The organism is Arthrobacter sp. PAMC25564 (assembly GCF_004798705.1).
In the GTDB taxonomy this organism is placed as follows: domain Bacteria; phylum Actinomycetota; class Actinomycetes; order Actinomycetales; family Micrococcaceae; genus Arthrobacter.
In genome coordinates this window covers 3,788,775-3,805,576 of the sequence record NZ_CP039290.1, presented here as the reverse complement: position 1 = coordinate 3,805,576, position 16,802 = coordinate 3,788,775, and the positions used below count along the sequence as shown (strand labels likewise).

Genomic DNA, 16,802 nt, shown 5'->3' with positions numbered 1-16,802 from the left:
GCCGAAGGGCAGCGCGCCCTGTCTGTTCACCAGCCCACGCTGCCCAACGACCCTTGCGGACACTAGGCTGGCACTACCCGTTGGCCTGCCGCTGGTAACGCGCCCGAGGCAGACCCATACACACAGAGATTGGTTGGGGTTTTGAAACTCGAACTGAGAGGGATCACGAAGCGATTCGGGTCCCTGGTAGCCAATGACCACATTGACCTGGTGGTCGAGCCGGGACAGGTGCACTGCCTGCTGGGCGAGAACGGCGCAGGCAAATCCACGCTGATGAATGTTCTCTACGGCCTGTACGATCCCACCGAGGGCGAGATCCTGATCGACGGCAAGCCCGTTGTGTTCAAGGATCCCGGCGAGGCGATGGCTGCCGGCATCGGCATGGTGCATCAGCACTTTATGCTGATTCCCGTCTTCACCGTGGCCGAAAACGTCGCGTTGGGCAATGAGACGACAAAGGCGGCCGGCTTCCTGGATTTGGAAGCGACGCGCCGCAAGATCCGGCAGATCTCGGACCAGTACGGGTTCGACGTCGACCCGGACGCCATGGTCGAAGACCTCCCGGTCGGTGTCCAGCAGCGGGTTGAAATCATCAAGGCCCTGGTCCGGGACGCCGAGGTCCTGATCCTGGATGAGCCCACCGCCGTGCTGACCCCCCAGGAGACCGACGAACTGCTCGATATCATCCGGCAGCTCAAAAGGGACGGCAAGTCGATCGTCTTCATCTCGCACAAGCTTCGCGAGGTCAAGGCGATTTCGGACACCATCACCGTCATCCGCCGCGGCAAGGTCGTCGGCCAGGCCGAGCCCACAGCTTCCGCCAGCGAGTTGGCATCCGCCATGGTCGGACGCGCTGTCAGCCTGACGCTGGAGAAGGGGGCGCCCCGGATCGGGGACGTCACCTTCAAGGTGCGGCACCTGACCGTGGTTGACCACAATGGCCAGCACGCCGTTGACGATCTCTCCTTCGACATTGCCAAGGGCGAAGTACTGGCCATCGCCGGCGTCCAGGGCAATGGCCAGACCGAACTGACCGAAGCCATCCTTGGAGTCCAGCCGCATGCCTCCGGATCCATCACGCTGGACGGCGAAGAGCTGCTCGGCCGCAGCGTCAAGCACATCCTGGGAGCCGGGGTTGGTTTTGTGCCCGAAGACAGGACTGTCGACGGCTTGATCGGCACCCTGTCCATCTCGGAAAACATGATCCTGGATCTCTACGACAAGCCGCCTTTTGCCCGCGGCCTCGGCATGAAGCCTTCGGTGATCGCCGAAAACGCCGCGAAAAAAGTGGAGGAATTCGACGTCCGGATCTCGACCGTCACCGCAGCCGTCGGCACGCTGTCCGGCGGAAACCAGCAGAAGGTTGTGCTGGCCCGAGAGCTGTCCCGGCCGCTGCGCCTGTTCATCGCCTCGCAGCCGACCCGGGGGCTGGATGTGGGTTCCATCGAATTCGTCCACAAACGGGTCATCGCTGAACGGGACCACGGAACCCCGGTGATGATCGTCTCGACCGAACTCGATGAGGTGGTGCAGCTGGCGGACCGCATTGCCGTGCTCTACCGGGGTCGGCTGGTGGGCATCGTCCCGGCCACCACCTCCCGCGACGTCCTGGGCCTGATGATGGCCGGCGTCCCGGCCGACGAAGCCGAAGCCAGCGCCGCGGCGCACACCCGTCCGGTCGTGGATGCCGCCGGCAATGAAGGAGACGCAGATGTCTGAGAAGACGACGCCGGAGCCGGTTGCTCCGCACCGCAAACACAGGGCGGAGGAGTCCGCCGCGGACAGTGCGCTCCCGCCGACCCCGGCCGACGCTATCGCCTCCGACGTGGTTCTTGACACCGCCGGCGGCCAGATCCCGCCGTCGGCTGTTCCGCCGGCAAGCCCGCGGGGCCGGGGACGGCCCGGCGGCGAAACCGTGCTGCATCAGATCTTCACCGGCAACGCCATGGTGTCGGTGCTGTCCGTGCTCCTCGCGATCGTGCTGGGCGGCATCCTGATGGCTGTCACCAACCCCAAGGTCGCCGCCGCCGCGGGCTATTTCATGGCCCAGCCAGGAGATCTGCTGACCGAGGTCTTCCGCCCCTACACTGCCCTGGTCCAGGGATCCATCTTCAACTGGGCGGGCACTGACCTGGCCGCGCAGATGTACCCCATCACGGAAACCCTGACGGTTTCCACCCCGCTCATCTGCGCCGGCCTGGGCGTTGCCCTCGCCTTCCGTGCGGGCCTGTTCAACATCGGTGCACAGGGGCAGATCATCTTCGGCGCCCTGTTCGGCGCCTACACCGGATTCGCCTGGCACCTGCCGGTGGGGCTGCACCTGCTGGTCGTCATCCTTGCCGGCCTGGTCGGCGGCGCGGTGTGGGGCGGAGTTGTGGGCCTGCTGAAGGCAAGGACCGGGGCCCACGAGGTGATCGTGACGATCATGCTCAACTACATTGCCAACTTCCTCCTGCTGTTCCTGCTGACGACCCCCGCCTTCCAGCGCAAGGGCTCCACCAATCCCATTTCGCCGTTCCTGGACCAGAACGCGCTGTTCCCGGAACTGCTGGGAGCCCAGTTCCGGCTGCACGCGGGATTCATCGTTGCCTTGCTGGCCACGGCATTCGTCTGGTGGCTGCTCAACCGCTCCACGGTCGGCTTTGAATTCCGGGCCGTGGGCGCCAACCCCAGCGCCGCCAGGACCGCGGGCATCAACGTTTCCCGGGCCACCATCCTGGTGATGGCGATCGCCGGCGCCCTGGCAGGCCTGGCAGGCATCGCCCAGGTGTCGGGGACAGAGAAGTACCTGTCCGGGGGCGTCGCAGCCTCCATCGGCTTCGACGCGATCACCGTGGCGCTGCTGGGACGTTCCACGCCGTGGGGAACCTTCTTTGCGGGGCTGCTCTTCGGCGCATTCCGGGCCGGAGGTGTGGCCATGCAGGCGCAGACCCAGACGCCGATCGATATCGTGCTGGTCATCCAGTCCCTGATTGTGCTGTTCATTGCGGCGCCGCCGCTTGTCCGGGCGATCTTCGGGCTCAACCCACGTAAGAAGAAATCCACCAGGGGCGGGACCGCCGGTTCAACGGCCGGCGGCGTGACGAGCGGAGCGGCAGCATGAACGCCACAACACAATCTCCAGCCGGCCAGCCGCGGGCGGAGGAAACTGCGCCGTCTGCGGGTTCCCGCCCGGCCAAGTCAGCGACCTCCGAACTGGTCAGCTGGAAGGCCGGCATCGGACTCGGACTGCTGGCCGTGCTGGCCACCATTCTCTTCGGCTTGATGGGCAATGCGAAGACGGCCGGTTTCCGCATTGCCGAGGCGAGGGACCCGAACGCGTCCAACGCCGCTGCATGGGTGACCCTGGTGGTGGCGCTGGCCGCCGCAGCCTATCTGGCCTATCTCTGGGCCGCCCGCCGCCGGCAGGGCGGCGTTGTGAACCGCTGGATTCCGGCAGCCACCATCGCCGCCGTCGTGGTGCTTGGCCTGGCCGCCCTGGGCGTAACCCGGGTCGAAAAGGTTTCCGTGCCGTCGATGGCCGCGGGATGGAGTTGTTCGGTCCTTCTGCTGGCTTTGGCCGGGTACGCCATCTTCCTGACGCTGCGGCACCGCCGCACGCCGCGCTGGCTGGGAGGAGCGTTCGCCGTCGTCTTCCTGGTCGGATTCATGGTCTGGATCGTCGCCGGAGGCCGGGACAGCGAGCCGTCGATCTCCCTGGGCGGGCTGCTGGCCGGATCGGTGACGCTCGCCGTTCCGCTGGTATTCGGCTCTCTGTCCGGCGTGCTCTGCGAGCGTGTCGGCGTGGTCAATATCGCGATTGAAGGGCAGCTGCTGCTGGGCGCCTTCTCTGCCGCCGTGGTCGCGACAATAACCGGAAACGTCTACCTCGGCCTGGTCTCCGCGGCGGTAGCCGGCGCCCTGGTATCACTCGTGCTCGCCGTCGTCAGCATCAAATACCTGGTGAACCAGATCATTGTCGGCGTTGTACTGAACGTCCTGATCAGCGGGCTCACCAGCTTCCTGTTCTCCACCCTGCTGACGGCCGACCCGCAGCACCTGAACAAGCCCGGCCGGCTGCAGACCGTGGACATCCCGTTCCTCGCCGACATCCCGATCATCGGACCGATCCTGTTCCGTCAGTCGCTGGTCGGATACCTGATGTACGTGGCCGTGATCGTTGTGTACGTCGGGCTCTTCCACACCAAGTGGGGCCTGCGCGTGAGGGCGGTCGGGGAGCACCCCCAGGCCGCGGACACGGTTGGCATCAACGTCAACCGGACCCGGTTCCGCAACGTCCTGATGGGCGGTGCGGTTGCCGGCATCGGCGGGTCCTTTTTCACCCTCGTCTCGGTGGACGCGTTCAGCAAGGACATGTCCGGCGGCCGGGGCTACATAGCGTTGGCTGCCATGATCTTCGGCCGCTGGAATCCCATCGGCGCCTTCCTGGCCGCACTCCTGTTCGGCTTCGCCGACAACCTGCAGAGCATTATCACCATCATCGGGTCCCCGGTGCCCAGCCAGTTCATGGCGATGCTGCCCTACGCGCTGACGGTGATCGCGGTGGCCGGACTCGTAGGACGCTCGCGGCCGCCTGCGGCCGACGGCATACCGTACGTCAAGGGTTGAGCATGGCGCCCGATGTCGTCGACTGGGCGGCCCTCGAGGCCGCGGCCACCCTGGCCATGAAAAACGCCTACGCACCGTACTCGAAGTTCCCGGTCGGGGCGGCCGCCCTCACCGCGGACGGCCGGATCGTGAGCGGCTGCAACGTGGAAAACGCCAGCTACGGGCTGACGCTCTGCGCCGAATGCATCCTGGTGGGCAACCTCCAGATGACCGGAGGCGGCCGGTTGCGCGCCTTCTATTGCGTCGACGCCGGCGGCAGCGTCCTGATGCCGTGCGGACGGTGCCGGCAACTGCTGTACGAATTCCGGGCTCCGGAGATGGAGCTCATGACCACACAGGGCATCAAGACCATGGACCAGGTGCTGCCCGATGCCTTTGGCCCCGAACATCTGGAGGAACCCCGGTGACACAAACCCCAAACACGGCTGAAGCGTTCGACGCCGTCGACATCATCCGGATCAAGCGGGACAAAGGCGTACTGAGCCCCGCGCAGATTGACTGGACCATCGACGCCTACACCCGCGGCGCCATCGCCGACGAGCAGATGGCCGCCCTGAACATGGCAATCCTGCTCAACGGCATGGACCGCGCCGAGATCTCACGCTGGACCGCGGCGATGATCGCCTCCGGCGAACGGATGGACTTCTCCAGCCTGCGGCGGCCCGACGGCGGCGTGAAACCCACGTCCGACAAGCACTCCACCGGCGGCGTGGGGGACAAGATCACGCTCCCGCTGGCGCCCCTCGTTGCGGTCTTCGGGGTAGCGGTGCCGCAGCTGTCCGGCCGCGGCCTCGGGCACACCGGCGGCACCCTGGACAAGCTCGAATCGATTCCCGGCTGGCGCGCCGCGCTGAGCAACGAGGAAATGCTGGCCCAGCTCCAGGACGTCGGTGCGGTCATCTGCGCCGCGGGCGCCGGGCTGGCCCCCGCCGACAAGAAGCTCTACGCCCTCCGGGACGTCACCGGAACCGTCGAAGCCATCCCGCTGATCGCCTCCTCGATCATGAGCAAGAAGATCGCCGAAGGCACCGGCTCGCTGGTGCTGGACGTCAAGGTGGGCAGCGGCGCCTTCATGAAGGACGAGGCCCGGGCCCGGGAGCTGGCCGAAACCATGGTGGCCCTCGGCAAGGACGCCGGCGTCAACACCGTGGCGCTGCTGACCAACATGGACACGCCGCTGGGCCTCACCGCGGGCAACGCGATCGAGGTCGAAGAATCCGTCGAGGTGCTCGCCGGCGGCGGGCCGGAAGACGTCGTCGAACTCACGGTCCGGCTGGCGCAGGAGATGCTGGCGTGCGCCGGCGTCCATGATGCCGACCCCCGGGCCGCGCTGAAGGACGGCCGGGCCATGGACGTCTGGAACCGCATGATCGCCGCGCAGGGCGGGGACCCCCGCGCCAAACTGCCGGTGGCCAGGGAGTCCGAGGTCATCTACGCGCCGGCCGACGGCGTGCTGGTCCAGCTCGACGCCCTGGCCGTCGGCGTCGCCGCCTGGCGCCTCGGCGCCGGCCGCGCCCGCAAGGAAGACACGGTCCAGGCCGGGGCCGGGGTGCGGATGCACGCCAAGCCGGGCGCGCTGGTGCGGGCCGGCGAGCCGCTGATGACGCTCCTGACGGACACGCCGGAGAAGTTCACCCGGGCCCGGGAAGCCCTCGAACACGCCGTCGTGATTGCCCCGGAAGGCTCCCGCCCGGCCCGGCAGCTCATCATCGACCGCATCGCCTGAGCCCGAACCATGCAGGCCATCAACGACTTCATCCTGGCCGCCGCGGCGCAGCCCTGGGTCCTGTTCCTCGTCTTCGCCTGCTGCGTCATTGACGGCTTCTTCCCGCCCATCCCCAGCGAATCGGTGGTGGTCGGGCTGGCCGCCGTCGCGGCGACGGCGGAGGTCCCGAACCCTGTGTTCCTGGTCGTCACCGCGGCCGCCGGCGCCTTCCTGGGCGACAACATCGCCTATCTGGTCGGCCGGGGTGCCGGAACGCGCCGCTGGGCGTGGATGCGCGGGCCGCGCATGCAAAAGGCCTTCTTCTGGGCCGGACGGGAACTGCGGAAGCGGCCCGCGTCCCTGATTCTGGTGGCCCGCTTCGTCCCGATCGGCCGGGTGGCCGTGAACCTGACGTCCGGTGCCACCGGCTACCGCCGGTCCAGGTTCGTGGGCCTGACGGTCCTGTCCGGAATCCTGTGGGCGGGATACTCGGTGGCGGTCGGAATGTTCTTCGGGCAGTGGTTCGAGGACAACCACCTGCTCGGTGCGATTATCGCCATCATCTGCGCGATCATCCTGGGCATCGGCGTGGACCTCGGCATCAGCAGGCTGCGGGGCAGGATTCCGGAGGAGGCGGACCGCCCGGATTTCCGCCGGGGAACGTAGCGGATCCCTCCCCGCCGTGGGACACTGAAGATCGATTTTCCTTAACTTCCTAGGAGCAAAGCCCGCGTGGAATTCATCAATGAGGCTATTCTTCACGCCGCGGGACAATGGTGGATCTATCCGACGCTGCTGGGCTTCTTCTTCCTCGACGGCTTCGCGATGGTGGTCCCCAGCGAGACCCTCATTGTTGCCCTGGCGGCATATTCCCTGCACAGCGGCCAGCCCAACCTCTGGATCCTCGGCCTCACGGCGCTCGTCGGAGCCATAGCCGGCGACAACATGGCATACCTGCTCGGCCGGAAGATTGGTCTCGAGCGGTTCCGCTGGATGCGTAAGCCGAAGGTACAAAAGGTCTTCGCCTGGGCACACTACGAACTCGAGAAGCGCGGCGCCGTGTTGATCTTCACCGCCCGGTATATCCCCTGGGGCCGCGTCGCCGTCAACTACGTGGCGGGCACGACGGCGTTTCCGCACCGGAGATTCTTCTTCCTGGACGCCTTCGCGTGCCTCACCTGGGTCGGCTACTCGATCGGGATCGGCGTCCTGGCCAGTTCCTTCCCGTGGCTGCACCATAATCCGCTGCTCAGCGCTGGGATTGCCGTGGTGTTCGCGATCGTTCTCGGTGTCCTTATCGACCACCTGCTGCGCTGGTGGCACAAACGCCTTGGCCGAAACGACAGGCATCCCGCTGCCCCTGTCGGGGAACCTTCGCTGGCGGCCTCCCCGGGACCCGGTGCGGTACTCCCGGGCCCAACTGCAGAGGCCGAGGCCGGCAGAAAGTAGCGTCCGGGCCCTTGCGACCCTAAGGTTGGAACGTGACTGAGACTATTCCTGACGCTGCCCCTGACCTCGACTTCGACCTGAAGGGCCTCCCCAAGGTTTCCCTTCACGACCATCTGGACGGCGGACTGCGTCCGGCCACCATCATTGAACTGGCGCAGGCCGCAGGCCACACGCTGCCCTCGACGGACCCCGTCGCGCTGGGGGAGTGGTTCCGGGAATCCGCCGACTCCGGCTCGCTGGTGCGTTACCTCGAGACCTTCGACCACACCATTGCCGTGATGCAGACCAGGGAAGGCCTGTTCCGCGTCGCCAAGGAGTTCGTTGAGGACCTGGCGGACGACGGCGTCGTCTACGGCGAAGTGCGCTGGGCCCCCGAACAGCACCTGCAGCAGGGCCTGAGCCTGGACGACGCCGTCGAGGCAGTGCAGGCCGGGCTGGAAGCCGGCGTGGACGCCGTCGCAGAAACCGGCCGCGAGATCCAGGTGGGCCAGCTCATCACGGCCATGCGCCACGCGGACCGCGGCCAGGAGATTGCCGAACTGGCCGTCCGCCACCGCCACAACGGCGCCGTCGGCTTCGACATCGCCGGAGCCGAGGACGGCTTCCTGCCCTCCCGCTTCAAGGACGCCTTCACCTACCTTGCCCAGCACAACTTCCCGGCCACCGTCCACGCGGGCGAGGCCGCCGGCCTGGACAGCATCCAGTCCGCGCTCGTCGACGGCCGGGCCCTGCGCCTGGGCCACGGCGTGCGGATCGCCGAAGATATCACGGTTGAATTCGACGACGACGATGAAACCGGTGACGCCGGCTCCGGCGACGAAGTCAATGACAACATCGGCATGGTCACCCTCGGCGAGCTTGCGGGCTGGGTCCGCGACCGCGGCATCGCACTGGAAATCTGCCCGTCCTCGAACCTGCAGACCGGCGCCATTGCCGGCTTCGGCGAGGGAATCGAAAGCCACCCGCTGGACATGCTCTTCCAGCTCGGCTTCAACGTCACCATCAACACGGACAACCGGCTGATGAGCGGCGTGACCCTGACGGACGAGTTCGAACTCCTCATGGAGACCTTCGACTACGATCTCGACGATCTGCTGGAGCTGACGCTGAACGCGGCCGAAGCCGCATTCCTGCCGCTCGAAGAGAAGGAAGCCCTCGTCGAATACATCAACGAGGCTTACGCCGACCTTGGCTAACGAGGACACTTCACCCGTCCAGGCGCCGCCTTGTGGGCCCACCGCTGCAGGGGTCCCCGACCGAGCTTGCGAGGTCGGGGCGCTGCGGGGGATCATTACCGCCCTGCGCGAGCACTGCCCCTGGATGGGTGCCCTCACCCATGAGTCCCTCGTGGAGTACCTCCTCGAGGAGGCCTACGAGGTGGCCGAAACCATCGAGACGGCCGGCGGCGACGCCGACTTGAAGTCCGAGCTGGGGGACGTGCTGCTCCAGGTGGTCCTCCATGCCCGGCTGGCCGAGGAGCGCGGTGCCTTTGACCTCGACGACGTCGCCCGCGGCCTTGCCGCCAAGATGATCCGCCGCAATCCGCACGTCTTCCGCCCGGACGGCGCGCTGCAGGATTCCTTCCCGGCAACGGTGGAGGAGATCGTCCTGACCTGGGATGCCGTCAAGAAAGCGGAGAAACCGGAACGCGGCCACGTCTTCGAGGGAGTTCCTGCCGCGCTTCCGGCCCTGGCCCGGGCACAGAAGCTCCTGGACCGGGCCGAACGGGCCGGCCTGCCGGCGGCCGCTGGCGCCCCTGCCGTCGGACTCCCGGCCACCGAGGAACAGCTCGGGGAGCTGCTGTTCGGCATCGTGGCCGCCGCCCGCGCCCAGGGGCTCGACGCCGAGCGGGCCCTCCGCGGGGCAGCCCGCCGCTTCCAGGACCACAACACAGCCAGCCACAACACAGCATCATGACGTCCGATCAGTGGATAGGTTTCCGTAACCTTCGCTGCCCTCGACTACGCTGGTAGGGACTAGGACGTCGAGTTTTTCCGCTAGATTCCCAGCTGTCAGATTCCCAGCCGATCGCTTCACCCAAAGGAGCACATCCATGGCGCTTATCGATGCCATCCACGCCCGCGAGATCCTCGATTCCCGTGGCAATCCCACCGTAGAAGTTGAAGTCCTGCTCTCCGACGGCCAGATTGGCCGCGCGGCAGTTCCCTCCGGAGCTTCCACCGGCGAGCACGAGGCCGTTGAACTCCGCGACGGCGACAAGGGCCGTTACCTCGGCAAGGGCGTCCAGAAGGCCGTCGACGCCGTCATCGACCAGATCGCCCCGGCCCTGATCGGCTTCGACGCCACGGACCAGCGCAGCATCGACCAGTCCATGATCGACCTGGACGGCACTGCCAACAAGAGCAAGCTCGGCGCCAACGCCATCCTGGGCGTGTCCCTGGCCGTCGCCAACGCAGCGGCGGCCTCCGCCGACCTGCCGCTGTACAAGTACCTGGGCGGCCCGAACGCGCACGTCCTGCCCGTCCCGCTGATGAACATCCTCAACGGTGGCTCGCACGCCGACTCCGACGTCGACATCCAGGAATTCATGGTTGTCCCGCTCGGCGCCGAAACCTTCTCCGAAGGCCTGCGCTGGGGTGTCGAGGTCTACCACGCCCTCAAATCCGTGCTGCAGGAAAAGGGCCTGTCCACCGGCCTCGGCGACGAGGGCGGCTTCGCGCCGAACCTGCCGTCCAACCGCGCAGCCCTGGACCTCATCCTGGAAGCCATCAAGAAGGCCGGATACACCCCGGGCACGGACGTCGCCCTGGCCCTGGATGTCGCCTCCTCCGAGTTCTTCAAGGACGGCGCCTACCAGTTCGAAGGCAAGGCCCTCAGCGCGACCGAGATGAGCGCATACTACGCCGAACTCGTTGCCGACTACCCGCTGGTATCCATCGAGGATCCGCTGGATGAGAATGACTGGGAGGGTTGGAAGACCCTCACGGACGCCATCGGCGACAAGGTGCAGATCGTGGGCGATGACCTGTTCGTCACGAACCCCGAGCGCCTGCAGACCGGCATCGAGACGAAGACCGCCAACTCGCTGCTGGTCAAGGTCAACCAGATCGGTTCCCTGACCGAGACCCTGGACGCCGTTTCCCTCGCCCAGCGCGCGGGTTACACGACCATCACCTCGCACCGCTCCGGCGAGACCGAGGACACCACGATCGCCGACATCGCGGTTGCCACCAACGCGGGCCAGATCAAGACCGGCGCCCCGGCCCGCTCCGAGCGCGTCGCCAAGTACAACCAGCTGCTGCGCATCGAAGAGGAACTCGACGACGCCGCGCGCTACGCCGGCCGCAGCGCCTTCCCGCGTTTCAAGGGCTAGAAGCAGTAAAACCCGGTAACCGGTGGCTATGGTTGAAAGACCATGGCCACCGGTTTCTGCTGTGGCACCGCTCAAGGTGGATTGACCACACGTGGTGCCGCCGGTCCAGGCCACGGGCGTCAGCATAAGAGCAGCAAGCCAGCCCGGCAAGGACCGGGCATTACAGGAGTCACATGGCCACCCGCCGTCCCAAGGTTCCCCGGGCCACGCCTGCGGCCCCCGAGTCCCCGGCCGCAGGCCTGGGGGCAGGCGACGGCGGGGACGTCATCCAGGCTGATTTCGGCGGCTTCCGTAGCGCTGGAGTGGGCTCCGGAACAGGCTCCGGAACAGGCGCCGCGGCAGGCAAGCCGTCGACGGGCGTCCCGGCGTCATCACGCCCGGCGGCCGGAAAACCGGCGGCCGGGGCCCCTGGTGCGGGCAAGGATCCGGCCCGGCCAGGCACCGGGCAGTCCTCCCCGAAACGGAAGTCCGCGGGGAAGCCCGCCGTTGACGAGCCAGGGGAATCCCTCGATCCGGTCCCGGCCAAGGCGTTCTCGGGCCGGATGCTGGCCCTTGGAGTCGTCATGATTGCCATCACCATCATGCTGGCACCCACTGTGAAGATCTTCGTCGACAAGCGCGCCGAAATCGCCGGGCTTCAGGCGGATATCGCGGCCCAGCAGGCGAAGCAGACGGATCTCAAACGCCAGGTGTCGCGCTGGCAGGATCCGAACTACGTGAAGCAGCAGGCCCGCGACCGCATTAACATGGTTATGCCCGGTGAGACGGGCTACTGGGTATTCGGCAGCGAGCTTCCTGCCGGACAATCCGGTGGCGCGGCCGGTGAAGGAACAGCACAAGACCCGGCCGACCTGCCATGGGTGGACGCCCTCTGGCAATCCATCAGGCGGTCGGCAACAGACTAGAAGCGGCGCCCGCCGCCGGATTGTCCGACGGACAACCTTTACCGGGCAGGAAGGTGCCGCGCCAGTGGACGAGAACCCAGGGGCCCAGACCCCAGTGGCAGAGAACCCGGCAAGCACACCGGAGGAATCCCGCGGTCCGTCACCGGAGGACCTCGACGTCCTGAGCCGCCAACTGGGACGCCCGGTCCGCGACGTCGTCGAAATTCCGGCCCGGTGCGTATGCGGCAACCCCCTCGTCGCGGCAACCTCGCCCCGGCTCAGCAACGGCACGCCGTTCCCCACCACCTTTTACCTGACGCACCCGGTCATTACCTCCGCGGTTTCCCGGCTGGAGGCCGCAGGCCTGATGAATGAGATGAACGAACGGCTAGGCGCCGACGAGGCTTTGGCCGCGGACTACCGGGCCGCGCACGAGGCCTATCTCGCCTCGCGCGCCGAGATCGGCGCCAGGGCCGGCATCGGGAGCGTGCCTGAGATCGACGGCATCTCCGCCGGTGGAATGCCGACCCGCGTCAAGTGCCTGCATGTCCTGGTGGGCCATTCCCTCGCGGCGGGACCCGGCGTCAACCCGCTCGGTGACGAGGCCATCGCCGCCATCAGCGACTGGTGGACCAGGGACCGCTGCTACTGCGGCGGCGCGTGGGACACCGGCGGGGAGGCCCCCTCACGGGACCTCAGCCGCCACGGACCGCAGGGCCTGCCGGAGATCGTCGGGCGTCCCGCACCGGTCCGCAAGGCGCGCACCGAAGGCAGCCGGGACAGCGTCCGGCCGGTGAGCCGCGTCGCCGCCATCGACTGCGGCACCAACTCCATCCGCCTCCTCATCGCAGATGTGAAAACAGCAGATGTGAACACAGCAGATGTGAACACAGCAGACGAAACGGACGGCGGCGCGCCCCGGCTGAGCGACGTTGTGCGCGAAATGCGTGTGGTCCGGCTGGGCCAGGGCGTGGACGCCACCGGTGAACTGGCCCAGGAGGCCCTGGACCGCACTTTTGCGGCCGCGAAGGATTACGCCGACCTGATCCGGCACCACGGTGCCGGGAAGGTGCGTTTCGTGGCGACCTCCGCCACGCGGGACGCCAGCAACCGCCAGGTCTTTGTCGACGGGATCCGCGGGCTCCTCGGCGTGGAGCCGGAAGTCATCACCGGGGACGAGGAGGCCGCGCTGTCCTTCGCCGGCGCCAGCAGCGTGCTGCCTTCCCGCGGCGCGGACCCGGTGCTCGTGGTGGACCTGGGCGGGGGCAGTACGGAGTTCGTGCTGGGAAACGCCGACGGCGTCATCGCCGCGAAGAGCGTGGACGTCGGCTGCGTCCGGATGACCGAACGCCACCTGCGCAGCGACCCGCCGACAGCGGAACAGATCGCCGCGGCGGAGGCCGACGTCGACGCCGCGATCAGCGAGGCGGCTCTGCTCGTTCCGCTGGGACGCGCCACCGCCATCGTCGGCGTCGCGGGCTCCGTCACCACCATCACGGCCCACGCGCTTCGCCTGCCGGAGTACTCTCCGGCGGCGATCCACGGCGCCGAGCTGTCCCTGGCGGCCGTGGTGGCGGCCTGCACGGAACTGCTGGCGATGTCCCGGGCGGAGCGCGCCGCACTGCCCTACATGCACCCCGGCCGGGTGGACGTGATCGGAGCAGGGGCGCTTGTCTGGCGGCGCATCCTGGCACGCCTGGCGGACGTCACCGAGGGCCGGATCACCACGGCGGTCAGCAGCGAGCACGATATTCTTGACGGAATCGCCCTCAGCATCAGCTGAACTGCGCAGCGCCACCGCGAACTGCAGCACCACCAGCTGTACCGCCGATAGGACCCGAATGAGCAGAGCAACAGCCAGGCCCCGCCGGACCGCCTCCGCGTTGATGGCCGTGGCCCTTGCCGGCGGTGTTCTCACAGCAGCGCTGACCGGTGCCTTCTTGGCTGCGCCGGCCGCCCAGGCCGATTCCTGGCGCGACAAGGAATACTGGCTGGCCGAGTCCGGCATCACCAAGGCCTGGGAAGTCTCCAAGGGTGCCAACGTCAGGGTCGCCGTGATCGACAGCGGCGTGGACGGGAAGCACCCGGACCTGAAAGGTGCACTGATCGGCGGAACCGACGTTTCCGGTGCCGGCGACCCGGACGGCCAGAAGAGCATCGGCGCGAAACCCGAGCACGGCACGCTCGTGGCGACCATGCTCGCCGGGCGCGGCCACCAGCCGGCGGGAGCCACGGCCAGCCCCAGTCCGGACCAGGGCTCAGCCGCCGGCCCGGACGGGATCGTGGGGGTCGCCCCGGAGGCTCAACTGCTCTCTGTCTCCACCTGGCTCGGATCGGCCAACCCCGGCGGCAAGAGTGACCAGGACCAGATCCCGGAGGCCGTCCGGTGGGCCGTCGACAACGGCGCCCGGGTGATCAACATCTCCCTCGGCAGCACCTCACCCGAGTGGCCGCAGAGCTGGGACGCGGCATTCCTCTACGCGGAACAAAAGGACGTCGTGATCGTGGCCGCCGCGGGCAACCGTGTGGGCGGCAATGTGCAGGTCGGTGCGCCGGCCACCATCCCCGGGGTGCTGACGGTGGCCGGGCTGGACCGCAAGGGTGCCGCCAGCATCGACTCATCATCCCAGGGCATCAGCATCGGCGTCGCGGCTCCCGCCGAGAACCTGATCGGGGGCATGCCCGCCGGCGGCTACGCCGAATGGGCGGGGACCTCCGGAGCCACTCCCATCGTTGCCGGCGTCGCCGCGCTGATCCGTTCCAAGTGGCCCGACATGTCAGCCAGCCAGGTCATCAACAGGATCGTCAGCACCGCCAAGGACGCCGGAGCGCCGGGGAAGGATCCGTTGTACGGCTTCGGCGTGCTCAACGCCGAGGCGGCCCTGAAAGCCGATGTTCCGGAGACCAAGGTCAATCCGCTGGGCTCGATTTCGGACTGGATCCGTGTCCACCGGCGGGGGAACCTCGCGACGACGCCGGCGGCGGCCATTCCGACGCCCTCCAGCGCCGCCCCGACGCTTCCAGACGCCACGGTGCCGGTCGCGGAGCCGCCGTCGCAGCTCGACAGCGCTGTCCCGGCCCTGGTGGTCCTGGGCTTCGGGGGATTGTTCGTGGGCATCGTCGGAGCGGCGGCATTCCAACTGCGCCGCGCCACGCGAACGCCCGGAGCCGGGTCCGCCGACCCGGAGGCAGGGGTCCTGGATCCGGTGGATTCCGGGGGCCAACCATAGTTAGTGAAGTTTTTCACAAACTAATGTATTCTTGACGCATGGCATCCACCCCTCAGCTCCAGGACCGTCCCAGGGTACTCGTCGTCGGCGGCGGGTACGTCGGCCTGTACGTAGCCCTCAAACTGCAGAACAAGATCGCGAATGCCGGTGGCATCGTCACCGTCGTTGATCCCCTGCCTTACATGACCTACCAGCCCTTCCTGCCGGAAGTCGCAGGCGGCAACATCGAGGCGCGCCACGCCGTCGTCTCCCACCGTCAGCACCTGAAGCAGACCGAACTGATCCAGGGCCGGGTCACCTCGATCGACCACGCAAACCGCACCGCCGTGGTGGCTCCGGCCGACGGCGGCGACAATTTCGAGGTCCCGTACTTCGACGTCGTGGTCTCCGCAGGTGCGATCACCCGCACGTTCCCGATCAAGGGCCTCGCGGACAAGGGCATCGGCCTGAAGACGATCGAGGAAGCCGTTGCGCTGCGCAACAAGGTCCTCGAACGCATCGAAACCGGCTCACTCATCACGGACCCGGCCGAGCGTGCCCGCGCCCTGACCTTCGTCGTCGTCGGCGGCGGCTTTGCCGGCATCGAGTGCATCACTGAAATGGAAGACCTCGCCCGCGCCGCGGTCAGGAACAACCCGCGCGTCAAGCAGGAGGAAGTCCGCTTCGTCCTGGTCGAGGCCATGGGCCGGATCATGCCCGAGGTCACCGAGAAGCAGGCCGTCTGGGTTGTGGAGCACCTTCGCAGCCGCGGCATCGAGGTGCTGCTCAACACGTCACTGGACAGCGCCGAGGGCTCGCTGAAGCTCATCAACCTCCCGGACAAGAGCCCGGCGCAGGAGTTCCAGGCGGACACCCTGGTCTGGACCGCCGGTGTGCAGGCCAACCCGATGGTCCGTTCCACCGACTTCCCGATCGATCCCCGCGGCCGTGTCCGCGTGCTGCCGGACCTTCGCGTCTCCGGCGATGACGGCATCGTCGAGAACGCCTGGGCCGCCGGAGACGTTGCGGCCGTGCCGGACCTCACGGGCAGTGGCCTGCCGGACGGCACCTGCGTCCCGAACGCCCAGCACGCCCTGCGCCAGGCCAAGCGCCTCGCCAAGAACCTGTGGGCCTCCCGCTGGGACAAGCCGCTCAAGGACTACAAGCACAAGAACCTGGGCGCCGTCGCCGGCTTCGGCGAATGGAAGGGTGTAGCCAACATCAACCTCGTGGGCCGCATCGGCCTCAAGGGTCCCCTTGCCTGGCTGGCCCACCGTGGCTACCACGGCCTGGCCATGCCGACGGTGGAGCGCAAGATCCGCGTCATCGCAGGCTGGTTCTGGGGCCTGGTCCTGGGCCGCGACACCACGCAGCTCATGGATCTGGACCACCCGCGTGCCGCCTTCGTGGCGGCGGCGACGCCGGCGCCCAAGCCGGCCGCTGCCGCTCCCGCTCCCGTTGCTGAGAAGCCCGCGGCAGAGCCTGCCAGGACCGAATCCAAGGAAGCTGTCCCGGCCGACTCCAAGTAGCCTGCAGCAGCATTCGACGGCGGCCGTTCCCTCGCGGGGGAGCGGCCGCCGTCGTCGTTAACCCCGCCGTGTCGATCGCAGCCG

At 67.6% G+C, this 16,802-nt stretch carries 14 protein-coding genes and 1 pseudogene; all 15 read left to right on the top strand.

Translation table 11 applies throughout. The features are described from left to right. The first annotated feature begins 141 nt into the window (after positions 1 to 141). The 15 genes and pseudogenes from E5206_RS17605 to E5206_RS17540 all read left to right on the top strand — a co-directional run bounded on the left by E5206_RS17605 (position 142) and on the right by E5206_RS17540 (position 16,718). Positions 142 to 1,719, top strand: coding sequence for an ABC transporter ATP-binding protein (locus tag E5206_RS17605; protein WP_136323616.1), 1,578 nt, complete (start codon positions 142 to 144; stop codon positions 1,717 to 1,719). Next, positions 1,712 to 3,103 (top strand): ABC transporter permease, encoded by a 1,392-nt coding sequence (locus E5206_RS17600; RefSeq protein ID WP_136323615.1) that lies wholly within the window; start codon positions 1,712 to 1,714, stop codon positions 3,101 to 3,103. Before E5206_RS17605 ends, E5206_RS17600 begins: the two co-directional genes overlap by 8 nt. Beyond that, positions 3,100 to 4,608, top strand: coding sequence for an ABC transporter permease (locus E5206_RS17595; RefSeq protein WP_205759959.1), 1,509 nt, complete (start codon positions 3,100 to 3,102; stop codon positions 4,606 to 4,608). Before E5206_RS17600 ends, E5206_RS17595 begins: the two co-directional genes overlap by 4 nt. A 2-nt stretch (positions 4,609 to 4,610) precedes the next feature. Next, positions 4,611 to 5,015 carry a cytidine deaminase gene (locus E5206_RS17590; protein ID WP_136323614.1) on the top strand — a complete coding sequence of 135 codons (405 nt, stop codon included), beginning with the start codon at positions 4,611 to 4,613 and terminating at the stop codon, positions 5,013 to 5,015. Further along, on the top strand, positions 5,012 to 6,334 hold the full coding sequence (locus E5206_RS17585; RefSeq protein ID WP_136323613.1) for a thymidine phosphorylase: 1,323 nt from the start codon (positions 5,012 to 5,014) through the stop codon (positions 6,332 to 6,334). The genes E5206_RS17590 and E5206_RS17585 overlap by 4 nt, the downstream gene beginning before the upstream one ends. A 9-nt stretch (positions 6,335 to 6,343) precedes the next feature. Next, entirely contained in the window at positions 6,344 to 6,979 is a 636-nt protein-coding gene (locus E5206_RS17580; protein ID WP_136323612.1) for a DedA family protein, read from the top strand. A gap of 66 nt (positions 6,980 to 7,045) precedes the next feature. Then, positions 7,046 to 7,762 carry a DedA family protein gene (locus E5206_RS17575; RefSeq protein ID WP_136323611.1) on the top strand — a complete coding sequence of 239 codons (717 nt, stop codon included), beginning with the start codon at positions 7,046 to 7,048 and terminating at the stop codon, positions 7,760 to 7,762. Between the two features lie 32 nt (positions 7,763 to 7,794). Then, a complete protein-coding gene (locus E5206_RS17570; RefSeq protein ID WP_136323610.1) occupies positions 7,795 to 8,958 on the top strand; it encodes an adenosine deaminase in 1,164 nt (387 codons plus the stop codon). Positions 8,959 to 9,082: 124 nt separating this feature from the next. After that, the gene (locus E5206_RS17565; RefSeq protein WP_136323609.1) at positions 9,083 to 9,679 is read left to right on the top strand and encodes a MazG nucleotide pyrophosphohydrolase domain-containing protein; all 597 of its coding nucleotides are present in this window, start codon (positions 9,083 to 9,085) and stop codon (positions 9,677 to 9,679) included. A 136-nt stretch (positions 9,680 to 9,815) separates the two neighbouring features. Next, entirely contained in the window at positions 9,816 to 11,096 is a 1,281-nt protein-coding gene (gene eno / locus E5206_RS17560; RefSeq protein ID WP_136323608.1) for a phosphopyruvate hydratase, read from the top strand. 173 nt (positions 11,097 to 11,269) lie between these two features. Further along, positions 11,270 to 12,001, top strand: a complete 732-nt coding sequence (locus E5206_RS17555; RefSeq protein WP_136323607.1) for a septum formation initiator family protein — start codon at positions 11,270 to 11,272, stop codon at positions 11,999 to 12,001. A gap of 94 nt (positions 12,002 to 12,095) precedes the next feature. Further along, a pseudogene (locus E5206_RS19690) lies at positions 12,096 to 12,749 on the top strand (DUF501 domain-containing protein); the annotation flags it as partial. Between the two features lie 24 nt (positions 12,750 to 12,773). Beyond that, on the top strand, positions 12,774 to 13,763 hold the full coding sequence (locus tag E5206_RS19685; RefSeq protein ID WP_240690207.1) for a Ppx/GppA family phosphatase: 990 nt from the start codon (positions 12,774 to 12,776) through the stop codon (positions 13,761 to 13,763). Between the two features lie 58 nt (positions 13,764 to 13,821). Further along, on the top strand, positions 13,822 to 15,210 hold the full coding sequence (locus E5206_RS17545) for a S8 family serine peptidase (protein ID WP_136323606.1): 1,389 nt from the start codon (positions 13,822 to 13,824) through the stop codon (positions 15,208 to 15,210). Between the two features lie 38 nt (positions 15,211 to 15,248). Then, the gene (locus E5206_RS17540) at positions 15,249 to 16,718 is read left to right on the top strand and encodes an FAD-dependent oxidoreductase (protein ID WP_136323605.1); all 1,470 of its coding nucleotides are present in this window, start codon (positions 15,249 to 15,251) and stop codon (positions 16,716 to 16,718) included. The last annotated feature ends 84 nt before the right edge of the window (positions 16,719 to 16,802 follow it).

Excerpts from the sequence above, each read along its gene's own strand:
- E5206_RS17555 (WP_136323607.1), top strand. The coding sequence starts at position 11,270 with ATGGCCACCCGCCGTCCCAAGGTTCCCCGGGCCACGCCTGCGGCCCCC.
- E5206_RS17580 (WP_136323612.1), top strand. The coding sequence starts at position 6,344 with ATGCAGGCCATCAACGACTTCATCCTGGCCGCCGCGGCGCAGCCCTGG.
- E5206_RS17595 (WP_205759959.1), top strand. The coding sequence starts at position 3,100 with ATGAACGCCACAACACAATCTCCAGCCGGCCAGCCGCGGGCGGAGGAA.
- E5206_RS17540 (WP_136323605.1), top strand. The coding sequence starts at position 15,249 with ATGGCATCCACCCCTCAGCTCCAGGACCGTCCCAGGGTACTCGTCGTC.
- E5206_RS17600 (WP_136323615.1), top strand. The coding sequence starts at position 1,712 with ATGTCTGAGAAGACGACGCCGGAGCCGGTTGCTCCGCACCGCAAACAC.
- E5206_RS17565 (WP_136323609.1), top strand. The coding sequence starts at position 9,083 with ATGGGTGCCCTCACCCATGAGTCCCTCGTGGAGTACCTCCTCGAGGAG.
- eno (WP_136323608.1), top strand. The coding sequence starts at position 9,816 with ATGGCGCTTATCGATGCCATCCACGCCCGCGAGATCCTCGATTCCCGT.
- E5206_RS17545 (WP_136323606.1), top strand. The coding sequence starts at position 13,822 with ATGAGCAGAGCAACAGCCAGGCCCCGCCGGACCGCCTCCGCGTTGATG.
- E5206_RS17590 (WP_136323614.1), top strand. The coding sequence starts at position 4,611 with ATGGCGCCCGATGTCGTCGACTGGGCGGCCCTCGAGGCCGCGGCCACC.